This window comes from Streptomyces sp. NPDC001858, from assembly GCF_053594615.1.
The window spans coordinates 326,695-348,389 of the sequence record NZ_JBSFEV010000007.1; the positions used below are offsets into that span (position 1 = coordinate 326,695).

Here is a 21,695-nt window from a genome sequence, read left to right on the forward strand (position 1 = left end):
CCGCGGACTCCCGGCCGGCTCCCGGCGGAGTGGGCGGACTCTCGGCGGCCGAGAGTTGCCCGGGGGGCCGACGGCAATCGATGATGTTGGTGCTTGATCGCACCTGTTCGAATTAGTGGGGGTTTGATGCCCGAGATCGCCGACAATGGCCGTACCTGGCTCCTTTCGGGGCCGACGAGCAGCTACGCCCTCCATCTCACCGAGGCCGACGAGCTGATCCATCTGCACTGGGGTCCGGGCATCGCGCTCGCGGACGCCGAGGCGCTCGCCCAGCTGCCGCCGCCGCAGCGCGGGGCGTCCTTCGAGTCCCCGCTCGACGGCCGCGAGGAGTACCCGGTCGAGGGCGGCCCCCGCTTCGTGCGGCCCGCCCTGTCCGTGCGCACCGACGAGCGGCGCGGCACCGAGTGGACCTTCGAGGCCCACGAGAGCGACGGCGACGAGCTCAGGCTGCGCTTCCGGGACGCCGGGCTCACCGTCACCCTGCACTACCGGATGCGCGGCGACGTCGTCGAACGCTGGACGACCCTGCGCAACGACGGCGAGCCGCCGCTGGAGCTGCTGCGCGCCGACTCCGCCGTCTGGACCCTGCCCGAGCGCGACGACTGGCGGCTCTCGCAGCTGCACGGCCGCTGGGCCGCCGAGTCGCGGCTCACCCGCTCCCCCCTCACCTACGGTGAGAAGGTCATCGGCAGCCGCCGCGGCCACACCGGCCACCAGCATCTGCCCTGGGTCGCGCTGGACACCGACGCGACCGAGGAGCGCGGCGAGGTCTACGGCTGTGCCCTCGGCTGGTCGGGCTCCTGGCGGATCGCCGTCGCGCAACTCCCCGACGCGCGCGTGCAGATCACCGGCGGCGCCGGCTACGACGACTCGGGCCTGCTGCGGCTGGCGACCGGCGAGTCCTTCACCACCCCCGTCTTCGCCGGCCTGTGGAGCGACGCCGGCTTCGGCGGCGCGAGCCGCGCCTGGCACGCCTACCAGCGCGCGTACGTGATCCCGGACGCCGAGCAGGACCGGCCGGTGCTGTTCAACTCCTGGGAGGCCACCTACTTCGACATCTCCGAGGAGCAGCAGGCGACCCTGGCCCGGCGCGCCGCGGCGATCGGGGTCGAGCTGTTCGTCGTCGACGACGGCTGGTTCGGGGCGCGCACCGGCGACCACGCCGGGCTCGGCGACTGGCGGCCCAACCCCGACCGCTTCCCGAACGGCCTGAAGCCCCTCGCGGACCAGGTGCACGCCCTCGGCATGCAGTTCGGCATCTGGGTCGAGCCCGAGATGGTCAACCCCGACAGCGAGCTGTACCGGGCCCACCCCGACTGGGTGCAGTTCCAACCGGGACGAAAGCGGACGGAGTTCCGCAATCAGCTTGTGCTCAACCTCGCGCGCGAGGACGTTCAGGAGTACCTCTGGGAGCAGCTCCACGGGCTGCTCTCCAGCGCCCCCGTCGACTACGTCAAGTGGGACTTCAACCGCTGCTTCACCGACGCCGGCTGGCCGGACGACCCCTACCCGCAGCGCCTCTGGGTCGACCATGTGCGCGCCCTGTACGGCCTCCTGGACCGACTGCGGGCCGCCCACCCGGGCGTCGCCTTCGAGTCCTGCTCGGGCGGCGGCGGACGCATCGACCTCGGGATCATGAGCCGTACCGACCAGGTGTGGACCTCCGACAACACCGACCCGCTCGACCGGCTCGACATCCAGCACGGCTTCAGCCAGCTCCACCCCGCCCGGGTCATGGCCGCATGGGTCACCGACAGCCCCAACGCCCAGCTCAACGGCCGGGTCAGCTCGCTGCGCTTCCGGTTCGTCAGCGCCATGGCCGGGGTGCTCGGCGTCGGCGGCGACCTCTCGCAGTGGAGCGAGGAGGAGATCGAGGAGGCGCGGGAGTGGGTGGACCTCTACAAGGAGATCCGCCCGCTCGTGCAGCACGGCGACCTCTACCGACTGCGTCCCCCGGCGGGCGGGCTGAGCGCCGTCCAGTATGTGCGCGGAGACGAGAGCGTCGTCCTCGCCTGGCTCCAGGCCCAGCGGTACGGGGAGCCCGTGCCGGCGCTCCGGCTGCGCGGACTCGACCCGACACAGTCGTATGAATGCCGTGAAACGGGCGAAGTTCACCGGGGTGCGGTGCTGCTGCACCACGGGCTGCGCACCGGGCTCAAGGGTGACCTTGATGCGACGGTTATCCGACTCCGTCGCATCTGAGCTTTCTGTCCGAAATGGATCCTTAATTCCAACTCGCTCTGGAATAAAGGATCCTGGAGGGCTGTCACGTGAGCAGCGTCATATCCGTGACCGTGCGTCGTACGTCATGTTCACGTAATTCATGCGCTTTTCAAGGGCATTCGATGAATGGCGGGTGTTTGGATTCACGGAGTGTGACCGGGAATTCTCACAGCGGATCAAGAGAAATGCATTGACCGCGCAACCTCTGTTTGTCCCCGTGCGTCTCGGTCGCTTACGTTCCACACCAATCCGGACGGATGCCTAATCCTGCCGCCGCCCGGAGTCCGCACACCCACCCGTCCACGGCAGGAGCGGGGGACCCACAGGCACAACCGCCTGTTCCGGTCCCGGAACAGGCTTGGGGTAAAGCCGCGCCTCGGCGCGGCCGGGCATCTCCAGCTCGCACCCGACAGCTCACCTCGCAGGCGCCGGAGAGGAATTCGCCATGCCCGCGAAGGGTAAGCACCGCCGTTCGAAGACCCAGCGTTTCACTCGTTCGATAGCCGTCGCCGGAACCGGCGGGGCAGCGCTCGCCCTTCCGCTCATGGGCGCCGCCGGCGCACACGCGGCCCCCGCCCAGTCCGTTTCGCAGTCCGTTTCGCAGTCCGCGTCCCAGTCGGTCGCGCAGACGGTTTCGGAAAACGTCGTGCAGGCCGCTCCGGTGTCGCAGAAGACCGCCGCCGCGAAGACCTACACCGTGCGGCCCGGGGACTACCTCTCGAAGATCGCCGACGAGCAGGACGTCAGCGGCGGCTGGAAGAAGCTGTACCAGGACAACCGCGCGGCCGTCGGCGAGGACCCCTCGCTGATCCACCCCGGACTGAAGCTGTCGATCGGCAAGCAGGCCGCGACCGGCGCCGCCGAGTCGTCCGGCTCGTCCTCCACGGCCTCCTCCTCCGGGAGTTCGGCGTCGAAGTCCCCGAAGTCCTCCAAGTCCTCCGAGTCGGCGAAGTCCTCCGACTCCAAGGCCTCCACCTCGTCCTCGGCGTCTTCCTCGAAGACGGCCACTCAGGCCGCCGAGAGCAACACCGGCTCGGCCAGTGGTTACGCGCTCCCCGTCGCCGGCGCCTCCGTCGGCACCGCGTACCACGTGGCCGGCAGCATGTGGTCCAGCGGCTACCACACCGGCGTCGACTTCGTCGTGCCGACCGGCACCTCCCTCAAGGCCGTGGGCGCGGGCACCGTCGTCTCCGCGGGCTGGGGCGGCGCGTACGGCAACCAGGTCGTCATCAAGCTCGCCGACGGCTACTACGCCCAGTACGCCCACCTGTCCCAGCTGTCGGTCTCGGCCGGCCAGACCGTGACCGCGGGCCAGCAGGTCGGCCTCTCCGGCGCGACCGGCAATGTGACCGGCCCGCACCTGCACTTCGAGATCCGCACCACGCCGGACTACGGCTCGGACGTGGACCCGATCGCCTACCTCCGCTCGCACGGAGTCTCCGTCTAGGACCTCCGCGGACGACTCGGCGCCTGACACGCCACCGCCTGACACGTCACCGCCTGACACGCAGCCGAAGGCCGGATCCCGATCCCCGGGTCCGGCCTTCGGTGTGTCCGCGTCCGTTTTCTTGATCGTTTCATTGCCGCCGTGTGGCATGTCTGTGGCAGCGGCATGGCATCCCCTTTCGCCCTCTCGACAGCCGGGTCAGAGTGGGGACACAGTGATCTCCGTCAGCGAGCAAGCGCTTTCTACCGCTCTTCGGAGGTCCCGTGCCCGGCGTCGTCCACCGATGCACCGCCGTCGTCAGGTGCGCCGCGACGGCGGCGGTCGTGACGCTCCTGACGACGGCGGTGGCCGCTCCGCCCGCCTCCGCCTCCTCGCCCGCCTCCGCGTCTGCCTCCGCCGTCGGTGACGCGAGCGTCGTTCGACCCGACGACCGGCGGATCGTCTACGAGGGCCACTGGGGGCGTTCCGCCGAGGCCGCCGTCACCGTCAACTCCGGTTCGCGGCTGCGGTTCCGGTTCGTCGGGAGCACCGTCCACGCCCTGTTCGACGTCTCGTCGGTCACCGTGCCCGCGCAGGTCTACGTGTCCGTCGACGGCGGACCCGGCCGGCAGTACGCCGTCGACCGCGGCGACCTCGCGATCACGGCGACCGGGCGGGGACCGCACACGGCCGAGCTGTCCGTGAAGGACGTCTTCTCCCGGGTGAACCGGTGGACCCCGCCGCTGGAGTCGGGCGTCGTGCTGACCGGCATCCGGGGCCGACTGCTGGCTCAACATGCGCCGAAGGCACCGGAGTTGGTCTTCTACGGCGACTCCGTCACCCAGGGCGTGCTGGCGCTCTGCGCGGTCAACACCTCCGACTGCGCCGACGGGACGGCCGCCTACCCCACCCTGGTCGCCGACGCCCTGCACGCCTCGCTCACCCAGGTCGGTTTCGGCCGCCAGGGCGTGCTCCGGACCGGCAACGGGGGAGTGCCGGCCGCCGGCGACGCGTACGGCTGGAACCACGCGGGCTCCCCGGCCCGGCCGGACCGCGACGCCGACGTGATCGTCGTCAACCAGGGCACCAACGACACCGCGTTCGGCTCGGCCGAGTTCCGCACCGCCTACCGCGCGTACCTCGAACGGCTGCGGGCGGCCGCGCCGCACGCCCGCATTCTCGCCCTGCGTCCCTTCGGCGGGGCGCACGCCGCCGACATCGCCGACGTCGTCGCCGAACTCGCCGACCCGCACACGGAGTTCGTGGACACCGCCGGCTGGCTCTCGGCGGCGGACGGCGACTTCCAGGACACCGTCCACCCGAACGTCCAGGGCCACCGCAAGGCGGCCGACCGCCTGATCCCCCTCATCGCAAAGCTCGCAGAACTCGGAACGCCCGAAAAGCTCGCAACGCCCGAGAAGCTCGTGAAGGAGCACCAGTGATCGCCACCCGCCGTCGAAGAACCGTCGCCGTCTCGGCCGTCTCCGCCGCCCTGCTGGCCGGGCTCTGCTCCGCGCCCGCCGGGCACGCCGCCGCCGACGCCCCGCGCCGGATCGTGGAGAACCTCGACCGCGGTCTGGTCGCCGTGCCGTCCGGGCAGGGGACGTTCCTCAGCTGGCGGCTCCTCGGCACCGAGCACGCGAGGCACGGCGACGCGATCGCCTTTGACCTGCAGGCCCTGCGGTCCTGCACCATCACCCACCCCGAAGGAGCAGACCGACGTGACGACCACGCGTAGAGCATTCGGAGCCCTCGCCGCCGGCGCCGCCCTGGCCGCCCTCGCGCCCGCCGCCACCGCGAGCGCCGCCGCACCCCGCCGCCATCGCCGTCTCCTGGCGCACGACGACTTCCGCCACGGGCTGCGGCAGTGGGCCGTGGAACTGGAGAAGGGCGGGACCGTCACCGCCTCCCGCGGCACCCTGGAGGTCGACGTGCCCGCCGGGGCGACGATCTGGTTCAAGCGGCCGTTCGCCGGGCCGTACGTCATCGAGTACGTCGCCACGCCCGTCTCCGCGGGCGGGGTCAACGACCGGGTCTCCGACCTCAACAACTTCTGGAACGCCGTCGACGTCCGCTCCCCGCAGGACCTCTTCGCCACCCCGCGCGGCGGCGCCCTCGCCGAGTACGACTATCTGAAGACGTACTACGTCGGCTACGGCGCCAACACCAACACCACGACCCGGCTGCGCCGCTATGTCGGCGAGGCGGGGGTGCGTCCGCTGATCTACGACTACACCGAGCCGCTGCTCGTGGCGAACGAGCCGAACCGCGTCCGTATCGTCTCCGACGGTTCGACGGTCCGCTGGTGGAACAACGGGCGGCTGGTGTTCGACTACACCGACCCCGAGCCGTACCCGAGCGGGCACTTCGCCTTCCGTACCACCTGGAGTCACTTCCGGATCAAGGACTTCCGGGCCTGGTCCCTTATTCCCTGACTTGCAAATTCTTTAAGAGTGTCTTATCTCACCGTTCGTCAATCCTTTCCTACGATCGCGTAGGTCACATTCGAGGGTGAATGATGAACCGCTGTGGCAGACGATTCGAAGAATGACAACAGATCAGTGATCGGGTCGTACGTGGCGGTGGGGGACAGCTTCACCGAGGGCGTCGGCGACCCCGGCCCCGACGGGGCGTTCGTCGGCTGGGCCGACCGGTTCGCGGTACTCCTCGCGGACCGGCAGCCCGAAGGCGACTTCAAGTACACCAACCTCGCGGTCCGCGGAAAGCTGCTCGACCAGATCATGGAGGACCAACTCCCCAGGGCGGTGGAACTCGCCCCGGACCTGGTCTCCTTCTGCGCGGGCGGCAACGACATCATCCGTCCGGGCACCGACCCGGACGAGGTCGCCGAGCGTTTCGAGCGCGCGATCTCGGCCCTGACCGCCGTGGCCGGCGCGGTCCTGGTGACCACCGGCTTCGACACCCGAGGCGTCCCCGTGCTCAAGCATCTGCGCGGCAAGATCGCCACCTACAACGGACATGTGCGCGCCGTCGCCGACCGGTACGGCTGCCCGGTGCTCGACCTGTGGTCCCTGAAGTCCGTGCAGGACCGCAGGGCCTGGGACGGCGACCGGCTCCATCTCTCCCCGGAGGGCCACACGCGCGTGGCGCTGCGCGCCGGGCAGGTCCTCGACCTGGAGGTACCGGCCGACCCGGAGCAGCCCTGGCCGCCGCTCCCGCCGCGCGGCACCCTCGACGTGCGGCGCGACGACGTCCACTGGGCGCGCGAGTACCTGGTGCCGTGGATCGGGCGCCGGCTGCGCGGGGAGTCGTCCGGCGACCATGTGACCGCCAAGGGCACGCTGTCCCCGGAGGACATCAGGACGCGGCTCGCCGCGCTGGCGTGAGGGGGGTGGGGTGGTGAGGTGGTGGTGTGCGGCGGGAGTTTTTCGCCCCTGCCTCCGCCCCCGCCGCACCGCCCCTACCCGTCCCGTCCCTGGAGGCCGCGCGGGGCTGCATCGCTCAGCCCGAGTTCTGCCGTCAGCGTTTCTTCCACCCACTCGTGTGCCCTGGCCCGGGACACCGTGCCGCCGTACGACGTCAGTTGTACGGCGAGGCCGTCCAGGAGCGCTGTGAGGCGCAGGGCCGTGGCGGGCGGGTCGGGGCAGGTGAACTCGCCCGCGGCCACGCCCTCCGCGATCACCTCGGCGAGCGCCGCCTTCCACTCCTGGTCGAGATCCCGGGCGACCTCCCGCAGCGCGGGCTCGCGCAGCGACACCGCCCAGCCCTCGATCCACAGCCGCCAGCCCTTGGCCTGGCCCGTGGGCGCGTACCAGCGCACGGCCGACCGCAGTCGGCGCAGCGCCGTGGTGCGGCGGCCGAGCAGCTTGCGCAGGTGCGCCAGGTCGTCCTTTGCCGCGTAGGCGAACGCGTCGGCGACCAGCTTCTCCTTAGTCGAGAAGTGGTAGAGCACCAGCGCGTTGCTCACGCCGAGGGCCGCGGCGACGTCGGCGATCCTGACCGCCGCCACGCCCCGCGCCTCGATCTGCTGGATGGCCGACCGCAGCAGCTCCTCGCGCCGCTCGGCCACGCTCAACCGGACCCTCGCCACGCCGTCACCCTACACAGCCGCCCCGACCTGCGCGGATGACCTCGGCGACGCCCTTATCGCAGGCTGCCGAACCGCTCGGTGATCACCGGGAGCCGCTCCGCCGCGAGCGCGTGCGCGGCGGCCCGGGGCGTGGTGCCGTCGGCCTGCGCGCGGGTCAGCACCAGTTCCATCAGGGTGCGCATCGAGCGGCGCGTGTACGCGAACGCCTCGTCCGGGTCCGCGCCGATGTCGCCGAAGAGCGTCCACCACCACCAGGCGTTCGTCCCGGAGTTGACGACGACGTCCGGCAGCACGATCGCCCCGCGCGCGTGCAGCAGTTCCTCCGCCTCGGGCAGGACGGGCATGTTGGCCGCCTCGGCGATCCACCGGGCGCCGATCCGCTCCGCCTCCTCGGCCCCGATCGCGTACGACACGGCGGCCGGTACGAGGACCTCCGCCTGCGTCGTCAGCCAGGCCTCGCCCGGCAGTTCGCGGTCGCCGGGGCGCAGCGCCGCGCGGTCCACCGTGCCGTGGCCGTCCCGCGCGGCCAGCAGCGCCTCCACGTCCAGGCCGGCCGGGTTGGCGATCGTGCCCTTGACGTCGGCGACGGCCACGACCGTCAGCCCCGCGCGCGTGAGGAAGCGCGCCGTGGCCCCGCCCATGGTGCCCAGCCCCTGCAGGGCGACCCGCGTCCCCGCGTACGCGACCCCGGCCCGGTCCAGGGCCGTCAGCACCGACTCGGCGACCCCGCAGCCGCCGACCAGCTCGTCCAGTCCGATGCCGTCGACCTCGACGGCGAAGGCGGCCGCCAGTCGCGCGCGGGCCGCGCTCTCGTCGTCGAGCAGCGGGTGGACCGCCTGCACGGACGACACCAGCCCCACCTCGGCGACCGCCCGGTCCACCAGGTCCTGGGTCAGGCCCAGGTCCTCGCCGGTGGTCCAGCAGCTCTCCACATAGGGCCGCACCGCCCGCAGGTACCGCACCAGCAGCCCGTACGCCGCCGGGTCCCGGGGATCGCAGTCGATGCCGCCCTTGGCCCCGCCCAGCGGCACATAGCGGGCCTCGGGGTCGTAGTGCAGCGCCTCCTTGAGGCTCATCCCGCGCGCGAGGCCGGTCACCTCCTCCAGGGTGCAGCCCGCCCGCATCCGCAGACCGCCGCTGCACACCCCGCGCACCAGCCGGTCGACGACGAGGAACCCCTGGCGGCCCGTGACGTCGTCCGTCCAGGTGAGGGACAACAAGGGGGCGGTGGCCATACGGGCTCCTCGACATCGTCGGCAGGGATCGTTACTGAACAGTGGGTCAGTATCGGAAGGCGGGGCGAGGGCTGTCAACGGGATGTCGGAGGGGGCGACCATAATGGAATGCCTCAGCGACTCCACCTGGAGGTACCGTGTCCGGTTTCCGTTCCCTGCGCTCCGGGCTCCGCGCTCTGCAGCCCGAGGCATTCGGCGCGGATCCGAGTGGTGAGCGCATGGCGCGCATCCGCAGATCGCCCCACTTCAAGGACGGGGTCTTCCAGAACCCCGGCGGTCCGGCGCGGACCCGCCCCTCGGGCTCGATGGTCGACTTCGCCAAAGTCTTCTTCGACAAGGAGCAGCGCCCCCGCCGTGCCCCCTCGGGGACCGTGCCGGTGCACGCCACCACCCTCGCCGACCTCGCCAAGCCGCCCGCCACGGGCCTCAGGGTGACCTGGATGGGGCACTCCAGCGTGCTCGCGGAGATCGACGGGCAGCGCGTTCTGTTCGACCCCGTCTGGGGCGAGCGCTGCTCCCCGTTCGCCTTCGCGGGCCCCAAGCGGCTGCACCCGGTCCCGCTGCCGCTGGCCGCGCTGGGCCCGGTCGACGTCGTCGTCATCTCGCACGACCACTACGACCACCTGGACCTGCCCTCGATCAAGGCGCTGGCCGGGACCGACACGCTGTTCGCGGTGCCGCTCGGCGTCGGCGCCCACCTGGAGCAGTGGGGCGTCTCGGCCGACCGGCTGCGCGAGCTGGACTGGCACGAGGCGACCAAGGTCGGCGGGCTCACGCTGACCGCCACCCCGGCCCGCCACTTCTGCGGCCGGGGCCTGCGCAACACCCAGCACACCCTGTGGGCCTCCTGGGTCGTCGCCGGCGAGGAGCACCGGATCTACCACAGCGGCGACACCGGCTACTTCGAGGGCTTCAAGGACATCGGCGCCGATCACGGCCCGTTCGACGCGACGATGATCCAGATCGGCGCGTACTCGGACTTCTGGCCCGACATCCACATGACGCCCGAGGAGGGCATGCGCGCCCACCTCGACCTCCAGGGCGGGACCGGCGGGGTGATGATGCCCATCCACTGGGCCACCTTCAACCTCGCCACGCACGCGTGGGCCGAGCCGGGGGAGGGCACGCTGTCCGCTGCAGGGGCGGTCGGGGCGCGCGTCGCCCTGCCCCGTCCCGGCGAGCCCTTCGAGCCCACCGCGCAGACCGTTCCCGGCGAGCCCTGGTGGCGCGGTGCGGCGCGCACTCCGGCCGGCGGCTGGCCGCTCCCGAGCGAGACGGCAGCCAAGGCCAAAGCCGATACCGAGAGTGAGATTCCGAAGGGCGCCACCGAGGGCGGCGAGGCGCCGGAGGCGATACCGGCGGGCTGACCGGGGCACGCGAACGCTCGGCTGTGCGGGTCGGGGGGCGAAAGGCTCCCCGACCCGCACAGCCGTTTTCGGACCACCTCTGACCAGGTCTGATCGAACTCTTTCCGTACTGTTCCTCCGATCGCACGCCGTATTCGGTCTGCCGTGCGAAGCCTCATACCAGAGCGGGACGCTCGCTGCGGGACTTTGTCAACTGCCCACCGCACCTGATGCGTTGCCGACTACTGTGAGTGGCCGTCGGGCGACACCGGGCCGAATTCTTCGGCTCTCCGACCGACGACCCGGCTCGACGGACCAGTACGAGGACACCGATGTCTCACCTCCGCGCACCCGCCGCACGCGCAGACCGCCGTGAGGGCGGGCGGCACGGGCGGCCGGTCGCCCGCACCGCACCAGCGTCGACCGAGACACACATACGGCCCCAGCTGCTGCGGCTCGCCGTGCTCCCCCCGACCGCGGTCGCGCTCAGCGCCTGCGCGGTCGTCCTGTTCACCGTGCGCTCCACCGGCGTCCGGCCCGGCGTCACCCTGTGGGCGGTGCTGGCCGGGGCGGTCGCGGTCACCGGCGCCGGCATCGTGATCGCCGCCGTGGCCGCGGACCGCGCCGCCCGCTCGGTCAGCGACCGCATCGCGGCCCTGCGCCGGGGCAGCGCACGCGGCGAGGCCGACCTGCGCACGGTCGTCGAGGCGCTGCGCCGCGGTGAGACGCCGCCCCAGCGCAGGTCGCGCGGCGGCCCGCCCGGCGCGGACGCCGACGACTTCGAGCTGCTCGCCGCCGACCTGGCCCGGGCCCACGACGGGGCCGTCACCGCCGTCGTGCAGGCCGCACAGCTGTCCAGTCAGGCCGGCAGCGAACAGAAGCTGGAGGTCTTCGTCAACCTGGCGCGGCGGCTTCAGTCCCTGGTGCACCGCGAGATCTCCATCCTCGACGAGCTCGAGAACGAGATCGAGGATCCCGACCTGCTCAAGGGCCTCTTCCACGTCGACCACCTCGCCACCCGCATCCGCCGCCACGCCGAGAACCTCGCCGTCCTCGGCGGGGCCGTCTCCCGGCGGCAGTGGAGCAACCCCGTCTGCATGACGGAGGTGCTGCGCTCCGCCATCGCCGAGGTCGAGCAGTACTCGCGGGTCAAACTCGTCCCGCCCATCGACGGCGAGCTGCGCGGGCACGCCGTCGCGGACGTCATCCACCTGCTCGCCGAACTCGTCGAGAACGCCACGGTGTTCTCCGCCCCGCACACCCAGGTGCTGCTGCGCGCCACCCTCGTCACCTCCGGGCTCGCCGTGGAGGTCGAGGACCGCGGGCTCGGTCTGCCCGTCGAGGAGCAGAGCCGGATGAACGCCCTGCTCGCCGACCCCGACCAGGTCAACGTCGGCCGGCTGCTCGCCGACGGGCGGATCGGCCTGTTCGTCGTCTCCCAGCTGGCCCGACGGCACGGCATCCGGGTCCGCCTGCAGAGCAACATCTACGGCGGCGTCCAGGCCGTCCTCGTCGTCCCGCAGGCGCTGCTGGGCTCCGCGCCCGGCGTCGCCGGAGCCGTGACGCAGGGACCGGACATGGACGGCGCCGGCCTGCCCCTCGTACCCACGACGACGCCTGCCCCGACCGCCGCGGCCCGTCCGCCCCTGCCGCCGGCCCCACCGGCCCGGGGCCAGGGCGTCGGCGACACGGGCCCCACGCCGCTGGCGGCCGGCGGCGCGGGATGGTCGGCGGGCTCGCTGCAGACGCCGGGGGCGACGCCCGTCGGCTCGTCGCAGGCGTGGGACGCCGTGACCGGCCCCGGCGCGGGCCGGTCACCGGATCCCTCCCAGCCGCAGCACACTCCCGCCTCCGGCGTACCCCAGATCTCCGCCCGACCGCAGCCCACGCCGGGCCCCACCCGCTCGGCCGCCCCCCAGCCCCCGCGTCCCGCCGAGCCGACCCCACACCGGCAGCCGCCCGACGGCCCGAGGCCTACCGACCCGCCCCTGCCTCGGCGCTCTACCGAGTCGGCCTCGTACCCGCAGCCCGCCGAGTCGGCCCGGCATCCGCAGCCCTCCCGGCAGCCGTCGGACGCTCCGGGGTCTGCCGAGCCGCCCCTGCCTCGGCGCTCCGCCGAGCCGGCCCCGCACCTGCGGTCCGCCGAGCCGGTGCCGTACCCGCAGCGTGCCGAGCCTCCCCAGCATCCGCAGCCCGCCCGGCAGTCGTCCGATGGCCTGGGGTCTGCCGAGCCAGCCGTGCACCTGTGGCCCGCCGAGTCGGCCCAGCATCCGCAGCCCGCCCCGCAGCCGTCCGACGGCCCGGGGTCTGCCGAGCCGCCCTTGCCTCGGCGCTCCGCCGAGCCGGCCTCACACCTGCGCTCTGACGAGCAGGCCCCGCACCTGCGGTCCGCCGAACCGATGCCGCACCTGCGGTCTGCCGAGTCGGCCTCGTACCCGCAGCCCGCCGAGTCGGCCCAGCATCCGCAGCCCGCCCCGCAGCCGTCCGACGGCCCGGGGTCTGCCGAGCCGCCCCTGCCTTGGCGGTCTGCCGAGTCGGCCCCGCACCTGCGGTCCGCCGAACCGGTGCCGTACCCGCAGCATGCCGAGCCGCCCCAGCATCCGCAGCCCGCCCCGCCGCCGTCCGACGGCCCGGGGTCTGCCGCCGAGGCGACCCTGCCTCAGCGGCCCGCCGAGTCGGCATCGCACCCGGGGCCCGCCGAGCCCGACCCGCACGCGCGGTCTGCCGAGTCGGTCCCGCAGCCGTGGCCCGTCGAGTCGGTTCCGCAGCCGTCCGGCGGCCGTCGGTTTGCCGGGCCGGTCGCTGACCCGCAGCGCGGTGCGCAGCCGCAGCCGCAGCGTGTCCCGCAGGCGGCCGATGGGGCGCGGGCGGGTGGGCGGCGGCCTGCGCCGTTGCCGGTGCGGGGGGCCCGGGAGGCGCGGGCCAATCCGGCCGAGGCCGTGCCGGGGATCCGGCCCGGCGACCGGGCCGTCGTCGAGGAGCACGCGGGGCTCGCGCCCACCCCGCGCGTCGGCACGGTGCGCGGCACCATGGGCAAACCCCAACTGCCGCGCCGCCGCGCCCAGGAGCACATCGTGCCCCAGCTGCGCGGCGGGCCGGCCCCCCGCCAGGACAGCACCGAGGAGCCCGCCGGGCACGACCCCGGCCTGATGGCCTCCTTCCAGCGGGGCGTCGGCCTCGCCGAGGCCCAGCAGAGCCTGGAGGCGGACTTCATGGAGGTGTCCTCCCCGGCAGCCGAGGCGCGCACCGACCTGTCCACCGCCCGGCACGACGGGAGCGCACCAGCCGGATGAGCACCCCCACCCCGACCCCCACGCCCCCCATCCCCACCCCCAGCGCTCCCGCAGACCTTCGTACCCCAAGGAGTCGATCCACCATGGCGAGCGATGCGCCGACCGGCCAGGTATCCGATCTCGACTGGCTGATGAGCGGCCTCGTGCAGCGCGTGCCGCACACCACGAGCGCGGTGCTGCTCTCCTGCGACGGGCTCGTGAAGTCGGTCCACGGCCTCGACCCCGACAGCGCCGACCACATGGCCGCCCTGGCCTCCGGCCTGTACTCCCTCGGCCGCAGCGCCGGCGTCCGGTTCGGCGACGGCGGGGACGTACGGCAGGTCGTCGTCGAACTCGACTCGACGCTGCTGTTCGTCACCACGGCCGGTTCCGGCGCGTGTCTCGCGGTGCTGGCCGGGCGGGAGGCCGACGCGGCCGTGCTCGGCTACGAGATGGCGATGCTGGTCAAGAGCGTCCGGCCGTATCTGATGACCGCGCCCCGGCAGCACGCCGTCGAACCGTCGGTGATGGGGCCTTGAGCGTGGCGGCGGCCGGCGACGGGCCCTGGCTCGATGACGCGGCCGGACGGCTGGTGCGCCCTTTCACGGTCAGCAACGGCCGGACCAAGCCCAGCGTCGCCCTCGACCTCATGTCCCAGGTGATGGCCACCGGGGCGACCCCCCTCGGCTACCTCGGCCCGGAACACGCGACCGCGCTCCACCTGACCCGCGCACCCGTGTCGGTCGCCGAGATCGCGGCCCATCTGAAGCTGCCGGCAGCGGTCACCAAGGTGCTGCTGTCGGACCTTCTCGACTGCGGGGCGCTGACCACCAAACCCCCCGAGTTCCAAAACAACCCCACCGACCGGGCCCTACTGGAGGCAGTGCTCGATGGACTACGACGACAGCTCTGACTGCGACGATCACCACACGTACCGCGATCACCGTGACCGCGGCGCTCCCGACGGCACCGGCACCGGCCCCGACCCCTTCCCCACCGCCCTGAAGATCCTGGTCGCGGGCGGCTTCGGGGTCGGCAAGACGACCTTCGTCGGCGCCGTCAGCGAGATCGCGCCGCTCAGCACGGAGGAGCTGCTCACCACCGTCAGCGCCGCGACCGACAACCTCGACGGCATCGAGAACAAGGTCGAGACGACCGTCGCCATGGACTTCGGCCGGATCACCCTCGACCCGCAGCACGTCCTCTACCTGTTCGGCACCCCGGGCCAGGAACGGTTCTGGTTCATGTGGGACGAGCTGTCCGAGGGCGCCCTCGGCGCGGTCATCCTCGCCGACACCCGCCGTCTGGAGGAGTGCTTCGCGGCCGTCGACTTCTTCGAGGAACGCGGACTCGCCTTCATCATCGCCGTCAACGAGTTCGACGGCTCCCACCGCTACGACCCCGAGGAGGTGCGCACCGCCATCGACCTCGACCCGGAGGTCCCCATCGTGCGCTGCGACGCCCGGATCTCCGCCTCCGGGGTCCAGACCCTGCTCACCCTCGTCAGACACCTCATCGCCCACGCACCGGCCGCACCCCAGCCGAGCCGCGGCGCCCACATGTAGACGCCCGCACCCAACACCCCGGAGCCGCACATGACATACGCCCACAGCGACGGAACCCGGACATGAGCTACGACCCGTCGCACCCGACCGGTCGTCTGCTGCTCACCCCGCAGGACAAGGAAGCCCCCGCCCGTGCCCTGAGGCTGCGCCGACTCGGCCTCGGGGAACAGCCGGAGCCCGCCCTGGACGCCTTCGCGCACCGACTCGCCGAGGTGATCGGGGCCCCGTACGCCATGGTCAACTTCCTTGACGAGGAACGCCAGTTCTTCGCCGGGCTGCACACCCCGCACGGCGGCCGCGCCGCCCGCGGCGGCAAGCCCGAGCTGGGCCGCCGGCTGCCCCGCGACTACGGCTACTGCCCGCACGTCGTCGTCCGGCGCAAAGCGCTGGTCCTGGAGGACGTCGGCGACTACCCGCGCTTCGCCGGCAACCCGGTCGTCGACGAGTACGGCATCCGCTCCTATCTCGGCGCCCCGCTCATCGACACCACCGGCATGGTGCTGGGCACGGTGTGCGTCGCCGACCTCGCGCCCCGGCCCTGGGGGAAGGCCGGCCTGGAGACCATCAAGGCGACGGCCGCCGATCTCGCCGGCCGGCTGCAACGCCGCGAGAGCGGCGGATTCCCGCCCTGAGCCCCTGAGCCCCTGAGCCTCTGAGCCCCTGAGGCTCGGAGCCCCGGCGCTTCGGTCAGAAGCCCCGCCAGACGTTGTCGAAGGCCGCGTCCTCGATGGACCGTCGGCGCCGGACGGCATCGAGTTCCGCCACCGCGTCGCCGACCGCCGCCAGGATCGTCACGACCGCGTCGTCGAGGCGGTCCGGGCCGCCGTCGGCCGGCTCCTCGCGCAGACCGGCGGCGGCGCCCAGCGCGGCGAGGACCGGCTCGTCCGACGCCCAGCGCGCGGTGGCGCGCCGACGGGCCGGCGAGTCCACGGGCGCCGTCCGCGCGGACCGGACGCCGAGCAGCCGGCTGCGCGGCCGGCCGACCAGTCCGTCCGCCTCCAGCCGGTCGCGGTAGGCCGAGGACAGGCCACGGCCCCGGCGCCACAGCCAGTCCTCGACCGACTCGTACGGCTCCTCCCGGACGAGTGCCGCCGCGGCCTCGGCCAGCAGCGGATCGTCCGGCTCCGCGGGCGGGCCGGGCACCAGGAGGTCGTCCTCCACGGTGAGCGCCTCGGCCCGGAGCAGCTCGATCGCCTCCGCGCCCGCGAGGGCGAGCGCCAGATCGCCCTGTCCGACCTCGCGCTGGGACGCGACGTCGGGGGTCACGTCCAACGCGACGATCATCAGGTCCCGTGCTGTGGTCATCAGGGGCTCCACGTCAGTCGGCCGGCTCGTGCGGGTTGCGGTCCAGGGTGTCACGCCCCAGCGTGGTGTGCGGGAAAGCCGGTCCACGAGCGCGAGACCACTCGTGTGAAGCGGAGCTGTGGCGGCGCTTAAGAAAAGCTCGATGGACCCGGGCCGCTGGAGTGCGGCAGATTGCTGCACGAATCCACACGTCTTCCCGGATGCGGGGCCGGTCGGCCGGTCCGCGCCCGGGCCCTCACCACGGGAGCCGTTGCGTTGAAGGCACTGGTCAAGGAGAAGGCGGAGCCCGGGCTGTGGCTCGCCGACGTCCCGGAGCCCGAGATCGGGCCCGGCGACGTGCTGATCAAGGTGCTGCGCACCGGCATCTGCGGCACCGATCTGCACATCCGGGCCTGGGACGGCTGGGCGCGCCAGACGATCCGCACCCCGCTGGTGCTCGGGCACGAGTTCGTCGGCGAGGTCGTCGAGACCGGCCGGGACGTCGACGCCGCCGACATCGCCGTGGGGGACCGGGTCAGCGGCGAGGGGCACCTGGTCTGCGGCAAGTGCCGCAACTGTCTCGCCGGGCGCCGCCATCTGTGCCGGGCGACCGTCGGCCTCGGCGTCGGGCGCGACGGCGCCTTCGCGGAGTACGTCGCCCTGCCCGCGTCCAATGTGTGGGTGCACCGGGTCGCGGTGGACCTCGACGTGGCGGCGATCTTCGACCCGTTCGGCAACGCCGTGCACACCGCGCTGTCCTTCCCGCTCGTCGGCGAGGACGTCCTGATCACCGGCGCCGGACCGATCGGCCTGATGGCCGCCGCCGTCGCCCGGCACGCCGGCGCCCGCAACGTCATGGTCACCGACGTCAGCGAGGAGCGGCTGGAGCTGGCCCGCAAGATCGGCGCGAGCCTGGCGCTGAACGTGTCGCAGGCGTCCGTCGCCGACGGACAGCGGGAGTTGGGGCTGCGCGAGGGCTTCGACGTCGGCCTGGAGATGTCCGGCCGGCCCGAGGCGCTGCGCGAGATGATCGCCAACCTGACGCACGGCGGCCGGATCGCCATGCTGGGGCTGCCCGCCGAGGAGTTCCCCGTCGACTGGTCCCGGATCGTCACCTCGATGATCACCATCAAGGGCATCTACGGCCGCGAGATGTTCGAGACCTGGTACGCGATGTCGGTGCTGCTGGAGGGCGGCCTCGACCTCGCCCCCGTGATCACCGGCCGCTACGGCCACCGCGACTTCGAGGCGGCCTTCGCCGACGCGGCGAGCGGCCGCGGCGGCAAGGTCATCCTCGACTGGACCGTGTGACTCCCCTTCTGCGCCAGCACCTCTAGGAGCTTTGAGATGTTCGACTCCGTGCGCGACGACCTGCGCACCACCCTCGACGAGATCCGCGCCGCCGGTCTGCACAAGCCCGAGCGGGTGATCGGCAGCCCCCAGTCGGCGACCGTGGCCGTGACCGCGGGCGGCCAGCCGGGCGAGGTCCTCAACTTCTGCGCCAACAACTACCTCGGCCTCGCCGACCACCCCGAGGTGATCGCCGCCGCCCACGAGGCACTCGACCGCTGGGGCTACGGCATGGCGTCCGTCCGCTTCATCTGCGGCACGCAGGAGGTGCACAAGGAGCTGGAGGCGCGGCTGTCCGCCTTCCTCGGCCAGGAGGACACGATCCTGTACTCCTCCTGCTTCGACGCCAACGGCGGCGTCTTCGAGACGCTGCTCGGCCCCGAGGACGCGGTGATCTCCGACGCCCTCAACCACGCCTCGATCATCGACGGCATCCGGCTGTCCAAGGCCCGCCGCTTCCGCTACGCCAACCGTGATCTGGAGGATCTGGAACGGCAGTTGAAGGACGCCTCCGACGCGCGCCGCCGCCTGGTCGTCACCGACGGCGTCTTCTCCATGGACGGCTATGTGGCCCCCCTCGCCGAGATCTGCGACCTCGCCGACCGCTACGACGCCATGGTCATGGTCGACGACTCGCACGCCGTCGGCTTCGTCGGCCCCGGCGGCCGCGGCACCCCCGAGCTGCACGGCGTCATGGACCGCGTCGACATCCTCACCGGCACCCTGGGCAAGGCGCTCGGCGGCGCCTCCGGCGGTTACGTGGCCGCGCGCGCCGAGATCGTCGCCCTGCTGCGCCAGCGCTCCCGCCCGTACCTGTTCTCCAACACCCTCGCCCCGGTCATCGCCGCCGCCTCGCTCAAGGTCATCGACCTGCTGGAGTCGGCCGACGAGCTGCGCGTACGGCTGGCCGAGAACACGGCCCTGTTCCGCCGTCGGATGACGGACGCGGGCTTCGACGTCCTCCCCGGCGACCACGCCATCGCCCCCGTCATGATCGGCGACGCGGCGCAGGCGGCCCGGATGGCCGAACTGCTGCTGGAGCGCGGGGTGTACGTGATCGGCTTCTCCTACCCGGTGGTGCCGCAGGGCAAGGCCCGCATCCGGGTCCAGCTGTCCGCCGCGCACTCCACGGCCGACGTGAACCGGGCGGTCGACGCCTTCATCGACGCGCGGGCCGAGCTGCCGGAGTTCTGACGGGTCCGGGCGGTCCGGACACCTTGCGATAATCGATCCCATGATCGAGGCACGGCGGCTCCACATCCTCCGTGCGGTGGCCGACCACCGCACCGTGACGGCGGCGGCCGCCGCGCTGTATCTCACCCCGTCCGCCGTCTCCCAGCAGCTGACGGCCCTGGAGCAGGAGACCGGCCACCGGCTGGTCGAGCGCAGCGCCAAGGGCGTACGGCTCACCCCGGCCGGCGAGATCCTGCTCACGCACACCAACGCCGTCCTCGCCCAGCTGGAGCGCGCCGAGGCCGAGCTGGCCGCCTACAGCTCCGGCGAGGCCGGCACGGTCACGGTCGCCGCCTTCGCGACCGGCATCGCCCTGGTCGTGGCCCCGGCGGTGGCGCGGCTCGCGGACACCGCCCCGGGGATACGGATCCGGGTCCAGGACGCCGAGGGCGACGCGAGCCTGCCGATGGTGCTCTACCGGCAGGTGGACGTCGCCGTGGCCGTCGAGTACCGCGGCGCCCCGGCCGCCGACGATCCGCGGCTTGCGCACATCCCGCTCTACGCCGAGCCCTTCGACGCGGTCGTCCCCGTCACCCATCGTCTCGCCGACGCCCCCGAGGTCCCGCTCGCCGAGCTGGCCAAGGACACCTGGATCGGCCCCTACCCCGGCAATCCCTGCCATGACGTGGTCGTCCTGGCCTGCGAGATCGCCGGCTTCCAGCCCCGTCTGGAGCACTCCTCGGACGACTTCCGCGCGGTCGTCGCGCTGGCCTCGGCCGACGCGGGCGTGGCGCTGGTGCCGCGGTCGGCGCTGCGCGGCATGGACCTCACGGGAGTGGTCGTCCGGCCCGTCGACGGCGTGGCGCCCACCCGACGGGTCTTCGCGGCGGTCCGCCGGGGGGCGGAGGAGCATCCGCTGATCCGGCCGGTGCTGGAGGCGCTCGGCGAGGCCGCGCGCGGATGAGGCGTGCGGGTGTGAGGAGTCCGTAACGCTGATGTCTCGCATCCGGGATAGTTTCCCGGATATGAGACGCGAAGCGGATGTGGTGGGCGCGACGGATGAACCGGACGCAGCGGATGCGGTCGCGCCGCCGGACCTCGTCGACGTCCGCCTGGCCGCGCGGCTGGCCGCGTTGCGGTCCGAACGCGGCTGGTCGCTGGGGGAGTTGGCGGAGCGCAGCGGGATCAGCCGGTCCACGCTGTCGCGGGCCGAGCGGGCGGAGATCAGCCCGACCGCCTCCCTGCTCAATCGCCTGTGCCAGGTCTACGGACGGACCATGTCCCGGCTGCTCAGCGAGGTCGAGGCGGAGCCCGCGCCGCTGGTGCGGGCCGGCGAGCAGTCCGTGTGGACGGACCGGGCCTCCGGGTTCGTCCGGCGCTCGGTGTCGCCGCCGCACCCCGCGCTGCGCGCCGAACTGGTCGAGGGGCGGCTCGCCGTGGGCGCCGACCTCGCCTATGACCGGCCGCCCGTGGCGGGCCTGGAGCAGCACATCTGGGTGCTCGAAGGCGCCCTCGCCGTGACGGCCGAGGACACCGAGCATCACCTCGACGCGGGGGACTGTCTGCGCCTGCGGGTATGGGGGCCGACCCGGTTCCGGTGCGCGGGGGACACGGAGGCGCGTTACGCGCTGGCGGTGGTGCTGCCGTGACCGACGCCCGCGCGACCCGGCTCGACGCCGCCCGACTGCTCGCTCGGGTCGAGGAGTTGGCCGACCTGCTGATCGACATGGTCGACGGCGGCGCCTCGGTCGGCTTCCTCGCCCCGCTGGACCGGGCCGACGCCGTCGCCTGGTGGCGGGAGCGGGCGCAGGGGGTGGCCGCCGGGCGGCTCGCCGTCTGGGCCGCCGAGGACGCAGACCGCGTCCTCGGCACCGTCAGCCTCGCCTTCGCCGACAAGCCGAACAGCCGCCACCGCGCCGAACTGGTCAAGCTGATGGTCCACCGGGACGCCCGCGGGAAGGGGCTCGGCCGCGCGCTGCTGACCGTGGCCGAGGAGGCCGCCGTCGCGGCCGGCGTCACCCTGCTCCATCTGGACACCGAGACCGACAGCCCTGCCGAACACCTCTACCGCACCGGCGGCTGGACCAGCGCCGGGGTGATCCCCGACTACGCGGCGAGCCCCGCCGGCGTGCTCCGTCCGACCACCCTGTACTACAAGCAGGTCGCCGTGGGGTGACTGTCAGTGGCAGCGGATACGGTGCGAAGCATGCCGGACGCCGAAGACGTACGTCGTATCGCCCTGTCCCTGCCGGACACCACGGAGAAGATCGCCTGGAGCATGCCCACCTTCCGCGTCGCGGGGAAGATGTTCGCCACCCTGCCCGAGGAGGAGACCTCACTCGCCGTGCGCTGCCCCAAGGAGGAGCGCGACGAACTGGTGCTCGCCGAGCCCGGGAAGTTCTGGATCGCCGACCACGAGGCCCAGTTCGCCTGGGTACGGGCCCGGCTGTCGGCCCTGGAGGACGAGGAGGAACTGCGGGACATCCTCGCCGACTCCTGGCGGCAGGCGGCCCCGACGCGACTGCTGGAGGCGTACCCCGAGCTGGGCGTGGCCCCGGAGGACTGACCGCGCCCCGGCGGCCGGGCGGCGAGAAACGAGTGCGCGACCATCGACCCGAGTGCGGTATTGTTTCCATGCGCGTTCGGCCAGGGGAAACCCCAGGTCAGACGGGCAACGGGACGTGGCGCAGCTTGGTAGCGCACTTGACTGGGGGTCAAGGGGTCGCAGGTTCAAATCCTGTCGTCCCGACTGGAGACAGTCGCAGGTCAG

General features: G+C 72.8%; 21 protein-coding genes, 1 tRNA gene and 1 riboswitch. Of the genes, 19 read left to right on the forward strand and 3 right to left on the reverse strand.

All coding sequences use genetic code 11. The features are described 5' to 3' along the window. The first annotated feature begins 126 nt into the window (after positions 1-126). The 6 genes from ACWCPF_RS13470 (at position 127) to ACWCPF_RS13495 (ending at position 6,996) form a co-directional block, all read left to right on the forward strand. Positions 127-2,202 (forward strand): alpha-galactosidase, encoded by a 2,076-nt coding sequence (locus tag ACWCPF_RS13470; RefSeq protein WP_451045133.1) that lies wholly within the window; start codon positions 127-129, stop codon positions 2,200-2,202. A gap of 304 nt (positions 2,203-2,506) precedes the next feature. Then, positions 2,507-2,664, forward strand: a riboswitch (cyclic di-AMP (ydaO/yuaA leader). A 4-nt stretch (positions 2,665-2,668) separates the two neighbouring features. Next, the gene (locus tag ACWCPF_RS13475) at positions 2,669-3,670 is read left to right on the forward strand and encodes a M23 family metallopeptidase (RefSeq protein WP_451045134.1); all 1,002 of its coding nucleotides are present in this window, start codon (positions 2,669-2,671) and stop codon (positions 3,668-3,670) included. A gap of 323 nt (positions 3,671-3,993) precedes the next feature. After that, positions 3,994-5,091, forward strand: a complete 1,098-nt coding sequence (locus ACWCPF_RS13480) for a GDSL-type esterase/lipase family protein (protein WP_451045135.1) — start codon at positions 3,994-3,996, stop codon at positions 5,089-5,091. Further along, a complete protein-coding gene (locus ACWCPF_RS13485) occupies positions 5,088-5,387 on the forward strand; it encodes a rhamnogalacturonan endolyase family protein (RefSeq protein ID WP_451045136.1) in 300 nt (99 codons plus the stop codon). The genes ACWCPF_RS13480 and ACWCPF_RS13485 overlap by 4 nt, the downstream gene beginning before the upstream one ends. After that, positions 5,371-6,084 (forward strand): DUF6250 domain-containing protein, encoded by a 714-nt coding sequence (locus tag ACWCPF_RS13490; RefSeq protein ID WP_451045137.1) that lies wholly within the window; start codon positions 5,371-5,373, stop codon positions 6,082-6,084. Before ACWCPF_RS13485 ends, ACWCPF_RS13490 begins: the two co-directional genes overlap by 17 nt. Before the next feature lie 126 nt (positions 6,085-6,210). After that, complete coding sequence (locus ACWCPF_RS13495) at positions 6,211-6,996, forward strand: SGNH/GDSL hydrolase family protein (RefSeq protein WP_451045138.1); 786 nt, start codon at positions 6,211-6,213, stop codon at positions 6,994-6,996. Between the two features lie 74 nt (positions 6,997-7,070). Here the strand turns inward: ACWCPF_RS13495 and ACWCPF_RS13500 are convergent, their stop codons facing one another. Next, positions 7,071-7,700, reverse strand: coding sequence for a TetR/AcrR family transcriptional regulator (locus tag ACWCPF_RS13500; RefSeq protein WP_451045139.1), 630 nt, complete (start codon positions 7,698-7,700; stop codon positions 7,071-7,073). 53 nt (positions 7,701-7,753) lie between these two features. Beyond that, complete coding sequence (locus ACWCPF_RS13505) at positions 7,754-8,935, reverse strand: Glu/Leu/Phe/Val dehydrogenase dimerization domain-containing protein (protein WP_451045140.1); 1,182 nt, start codon at positions 8,933-8,935, stop codon at positions 7,754-7,756. Positions 8,936-9,072: 137 nt separating this feature from the next. On the opposite strand from ACWCPF_RS13505, the gene ACWCPF_RS13510 reads away from it, so the two are divergent. The 6 genes from ACWCPF_RS13510 (at position 9,073) to ACWCPF_RS13535 (ending at position 15,750) form a co-directional block, all read left to right on the forward strand. Next, positions 9,073-10,302 carry an MBL fold metallo-hydrolase gene (locus ACWCPF_RS13510; RefSeq protein WP_451045141.1) on the forward strand — a complete coding sequence of 410 codons (1,230 nt, stop codon included), beginning with the start codon at positions 9,073-9,075 and terminating at the stop codon, positions 10,300-10,302. Positions 10,303-10,613: 311 nt separating this feature from the next. After that, positions 10,614-13,574 carry an ATP-binding protein gene (locus ACWCPF_RS13515; RefSeq protein WP_451045142.1) on the forward strand — a complete coding sequence of 987 codons (2,961 nt, stop codon included), beginning with the start codon at positions 10,614-10,616 and terminating at the stop codon, positions 13,572-13,574. Between the two features lie 83 nt (positions 13,575-13,657). Next, the gene (locus ACWCPF_RS13520) at positions 13,658-14,092 is read left to right on the forward strand and encodes a roadblock/LC7 domain-containing protein (protein ID WP_451045143.1); all 435 of its coding nucleotides are present in this window, start codon (positions 13,658-13,660) and stop codon (positions 14,090-14,092) included. A gap of 2 nt (positions 14,093-14,094) precedes the next feature. Next, entirely contained in the window at positions 14,095-14,466 is a 372-nt protein-coding gene (locus ACWCPF_RS13525) for a DUF742 domain-containing protein (RefSeq protein ID WP_363166511.1), read from the forward strand. Further along, the gene (locus ACWCPF_RS13530) at positions 14,444-15,118 is read left to right on the forward strand and encodes a GTP-binding protein (RefSeq protein WP_451045144.1); all 675 of its coding nucleotides are present in this window, start codon (positions 14,444-14,446) and stop codon (positions 15,116-15,118) included. Before ACWCPF_RS13525 ends, ACWCPF_RS13530 begins: the two co-directional genes overlap by 23 nt. 62 nt (positions 15,119-15,180) lie before the next feature. Next, entirely contained in the window at positions 15,181-15,750 is a 570-nt protein-coding gene (locus ACWCPF_RS13535) for a GAF domain-containing protein (RefSeq protein WP_451045145.1), read from the forward strand. A gap of 55 nt (positions 15,751-15,805) precedes the next feature. Here the strand turns inward: ACWCPF_RS13535 and ACWCPF_RS13540 are convergent, their stop codons facing one another. Beyond that, positions 15,806-16,423, reverse strand: a complete 618-nt coding sequence (locus ACWCPF_RS13540) for a GPP34 family phosphoprotein (protein WP_451045146.1) — start codon at positions 16,421-16,423, stop codon at positions 15,806-15,808. Positions 16,424-16,678: 255 nt separating this feature from the next. On the opposite strand from ACWCPF_RS13540, the gene tdh reads away from it, so the two are divergent. The 7 genes from tdh (at position 16,679) to ACWCPF_RS13575 (ending at position 21,674) form a co-directional block, all read left to right on the forward strand. Further along, positions 16,679-17,713, forward strand: a complete 1,035-nt coding sequence (gene tdh, locus ACWCPF_RS13545; RefSeq protein ID WP_451045147.1) for an L-threonine 3-dehydrogenase — start codon at positions 16,679-16,681, stop codon at positions 17,711-17,713. A 36-nt stretch (positions 17,714-17,749) separates the two neighbouring features. After that, complete coding sequence (locus ACWCPF_RS13550) at positions 17,750-18,946, forward strand: glycine C-acetyltransferase (protein WP_451045148.1); 1,197 nt, start codon at positions 17,750-17,752, stop codon at positions 18,944-18,946. A 40-nt stretch (positions 18,947-18,986) separates the two neighbouring features. Then, complete coding sequence (locus ACWCPF_RS13555; protein ID WP_451045149.1) at positions 18,987-19,889, forward strand: LysR family transcriptional regulator; 903 nt, start codon at positions 18,987-18,989, stop codon at positions 19,887-19,889. Between the two features lie 61 nt (positions 19,890-19,950). Beyond that, complete coding sequence (locus ACWCPF_RS13560) at positions 19,951-20,574, forward strand: helix-turn-helix domain-containing protein (RefSeq protein WP_451045150.1); 624 nt, start codon at positions 19,951-19,953, stop codon at positions 20,572-20,574. Next, entirely contained in the window at positions 20,571-21,101 is a 531-nt protein-coding gene (locus ACWCPF_RS13565) for an N-acetyltransferase family protein (protein WP_451045151.1), read from the forward strand. The genes ACWCPF_RS13560 and ACWCPF_RS13565 overlap by 4 nt, the downstream gene beginning before the upstream one ends. A gap of 30 nt (positions 21,102-21,131) precedes the next feature. Continuing rightward, positions 21,132-21,491: an MmcQ/YjbR family DNA-binding protein gene (locus ACWCPF_RS13570; protein WP_351918621.1), complete on the forward strand. Its 360-nt coding sequence runs from the start codon at positions 21,132-21,134 to the stop codon at positions 21,489-21,491. Positions 21,492-21,600: 109 nt separating this feature from the next. Beyond that, positions 21,601-21,674 (forward strand) — tRNA-Pro (locus ACWCPF_RS13575). Positions 21,675-21,695: the final 21 nt, after the last annotated feature.

Excerpts from the sequence above, each read along its gene's own strand:
- ACWCPF_RS13470 (WP_451045133.1), top strand. The coding sequence starts at position 127 with ATGCCCGAGATCGCCGACAATGGCCGTACCTGGCTCCTTTCGGGGCCG.
- ACWCPF_RS13475 (WP_451045134.1), top strand. The coding sequence starts at position 2,669 with ATGCCCGCGAAGGGTAAGCACCGCCGTTCGAAGACCCAGCGTTTCACT.
- ACWCPF_RS13505 (WP_451045140.1), bottom strand. The coding sequence starts at position 8,935 with ATGGCCACCGCCCCCTTGTTGTCCCTCACCTGGACGGACGACGTCACG.
- ACWCPF_RS13515 (WP_451045142.1), top strand. The coding sequence starts at position 10,614 with ATGTCTCACCTCCGCGCACCCGCCGCACGCGCAGACCGCCGTGAGGGC.
- ACWCPF_RS13520 (WP_451045143.1), top strand. The coding sequence starts at position 13,658 with ATGGCGAGCGATGCGCCGACCGGCCAGGTATCCGATCTCGACTGGCTG.
- ACWCPF_RS13530 (WP_451045144.1), top strand. The coding sequence starts at position 14,444 with ATGGACTACGACGACAGCTCTGACTGCGACGATCACCACACGTACCGC.
- ACWCPF_RS13535 (WP_451045145.1), top strand. The coding sequence starts at position 15,181 with ATGAGCTACGACCCGTCGCACCCGACCGGTCGTCTGCTGCTCACCCCG.
- ACWCPF_RS13540 (WP_451045146.1), bottom strand. The coding sequence starts at position 16,423 with ATGACCACAGCACGGGACCTGATGATCGTCGCGTTGGACGTGACCCCC.
- ACWCPF_RS13550 (WP_451045148.1), top strand. The coding sequence starts at position 17,750 with ATGTTCGACTCCGTGCGCGACGACCTGCGCACCACCCTCGACGAGATC.
- ACWCPF_RS13555 (WP_451045149.1), top strand. The coding sequence starts at position 18,987 with ATGATCGAGGCACGGCGGCTCCACATCCTCCGTGCGGTGGCCGACCAC.
- ACWCPF_RS13560 (WP_451045150.1), top strand. The coding sequence starts at position 19,951 with ATGAGACGCGAAGCGGATGTGGTGGGCGCGACGGATGAACCGGACGCA.
- ACWCPF_RS13570 (WP_351918621.1), top strand. The coding sequence starts at position 21,132 with ATGCCGGACGCCGAAGACGTACGTCGTATCGCCCTGTCCCTGCCGGAC.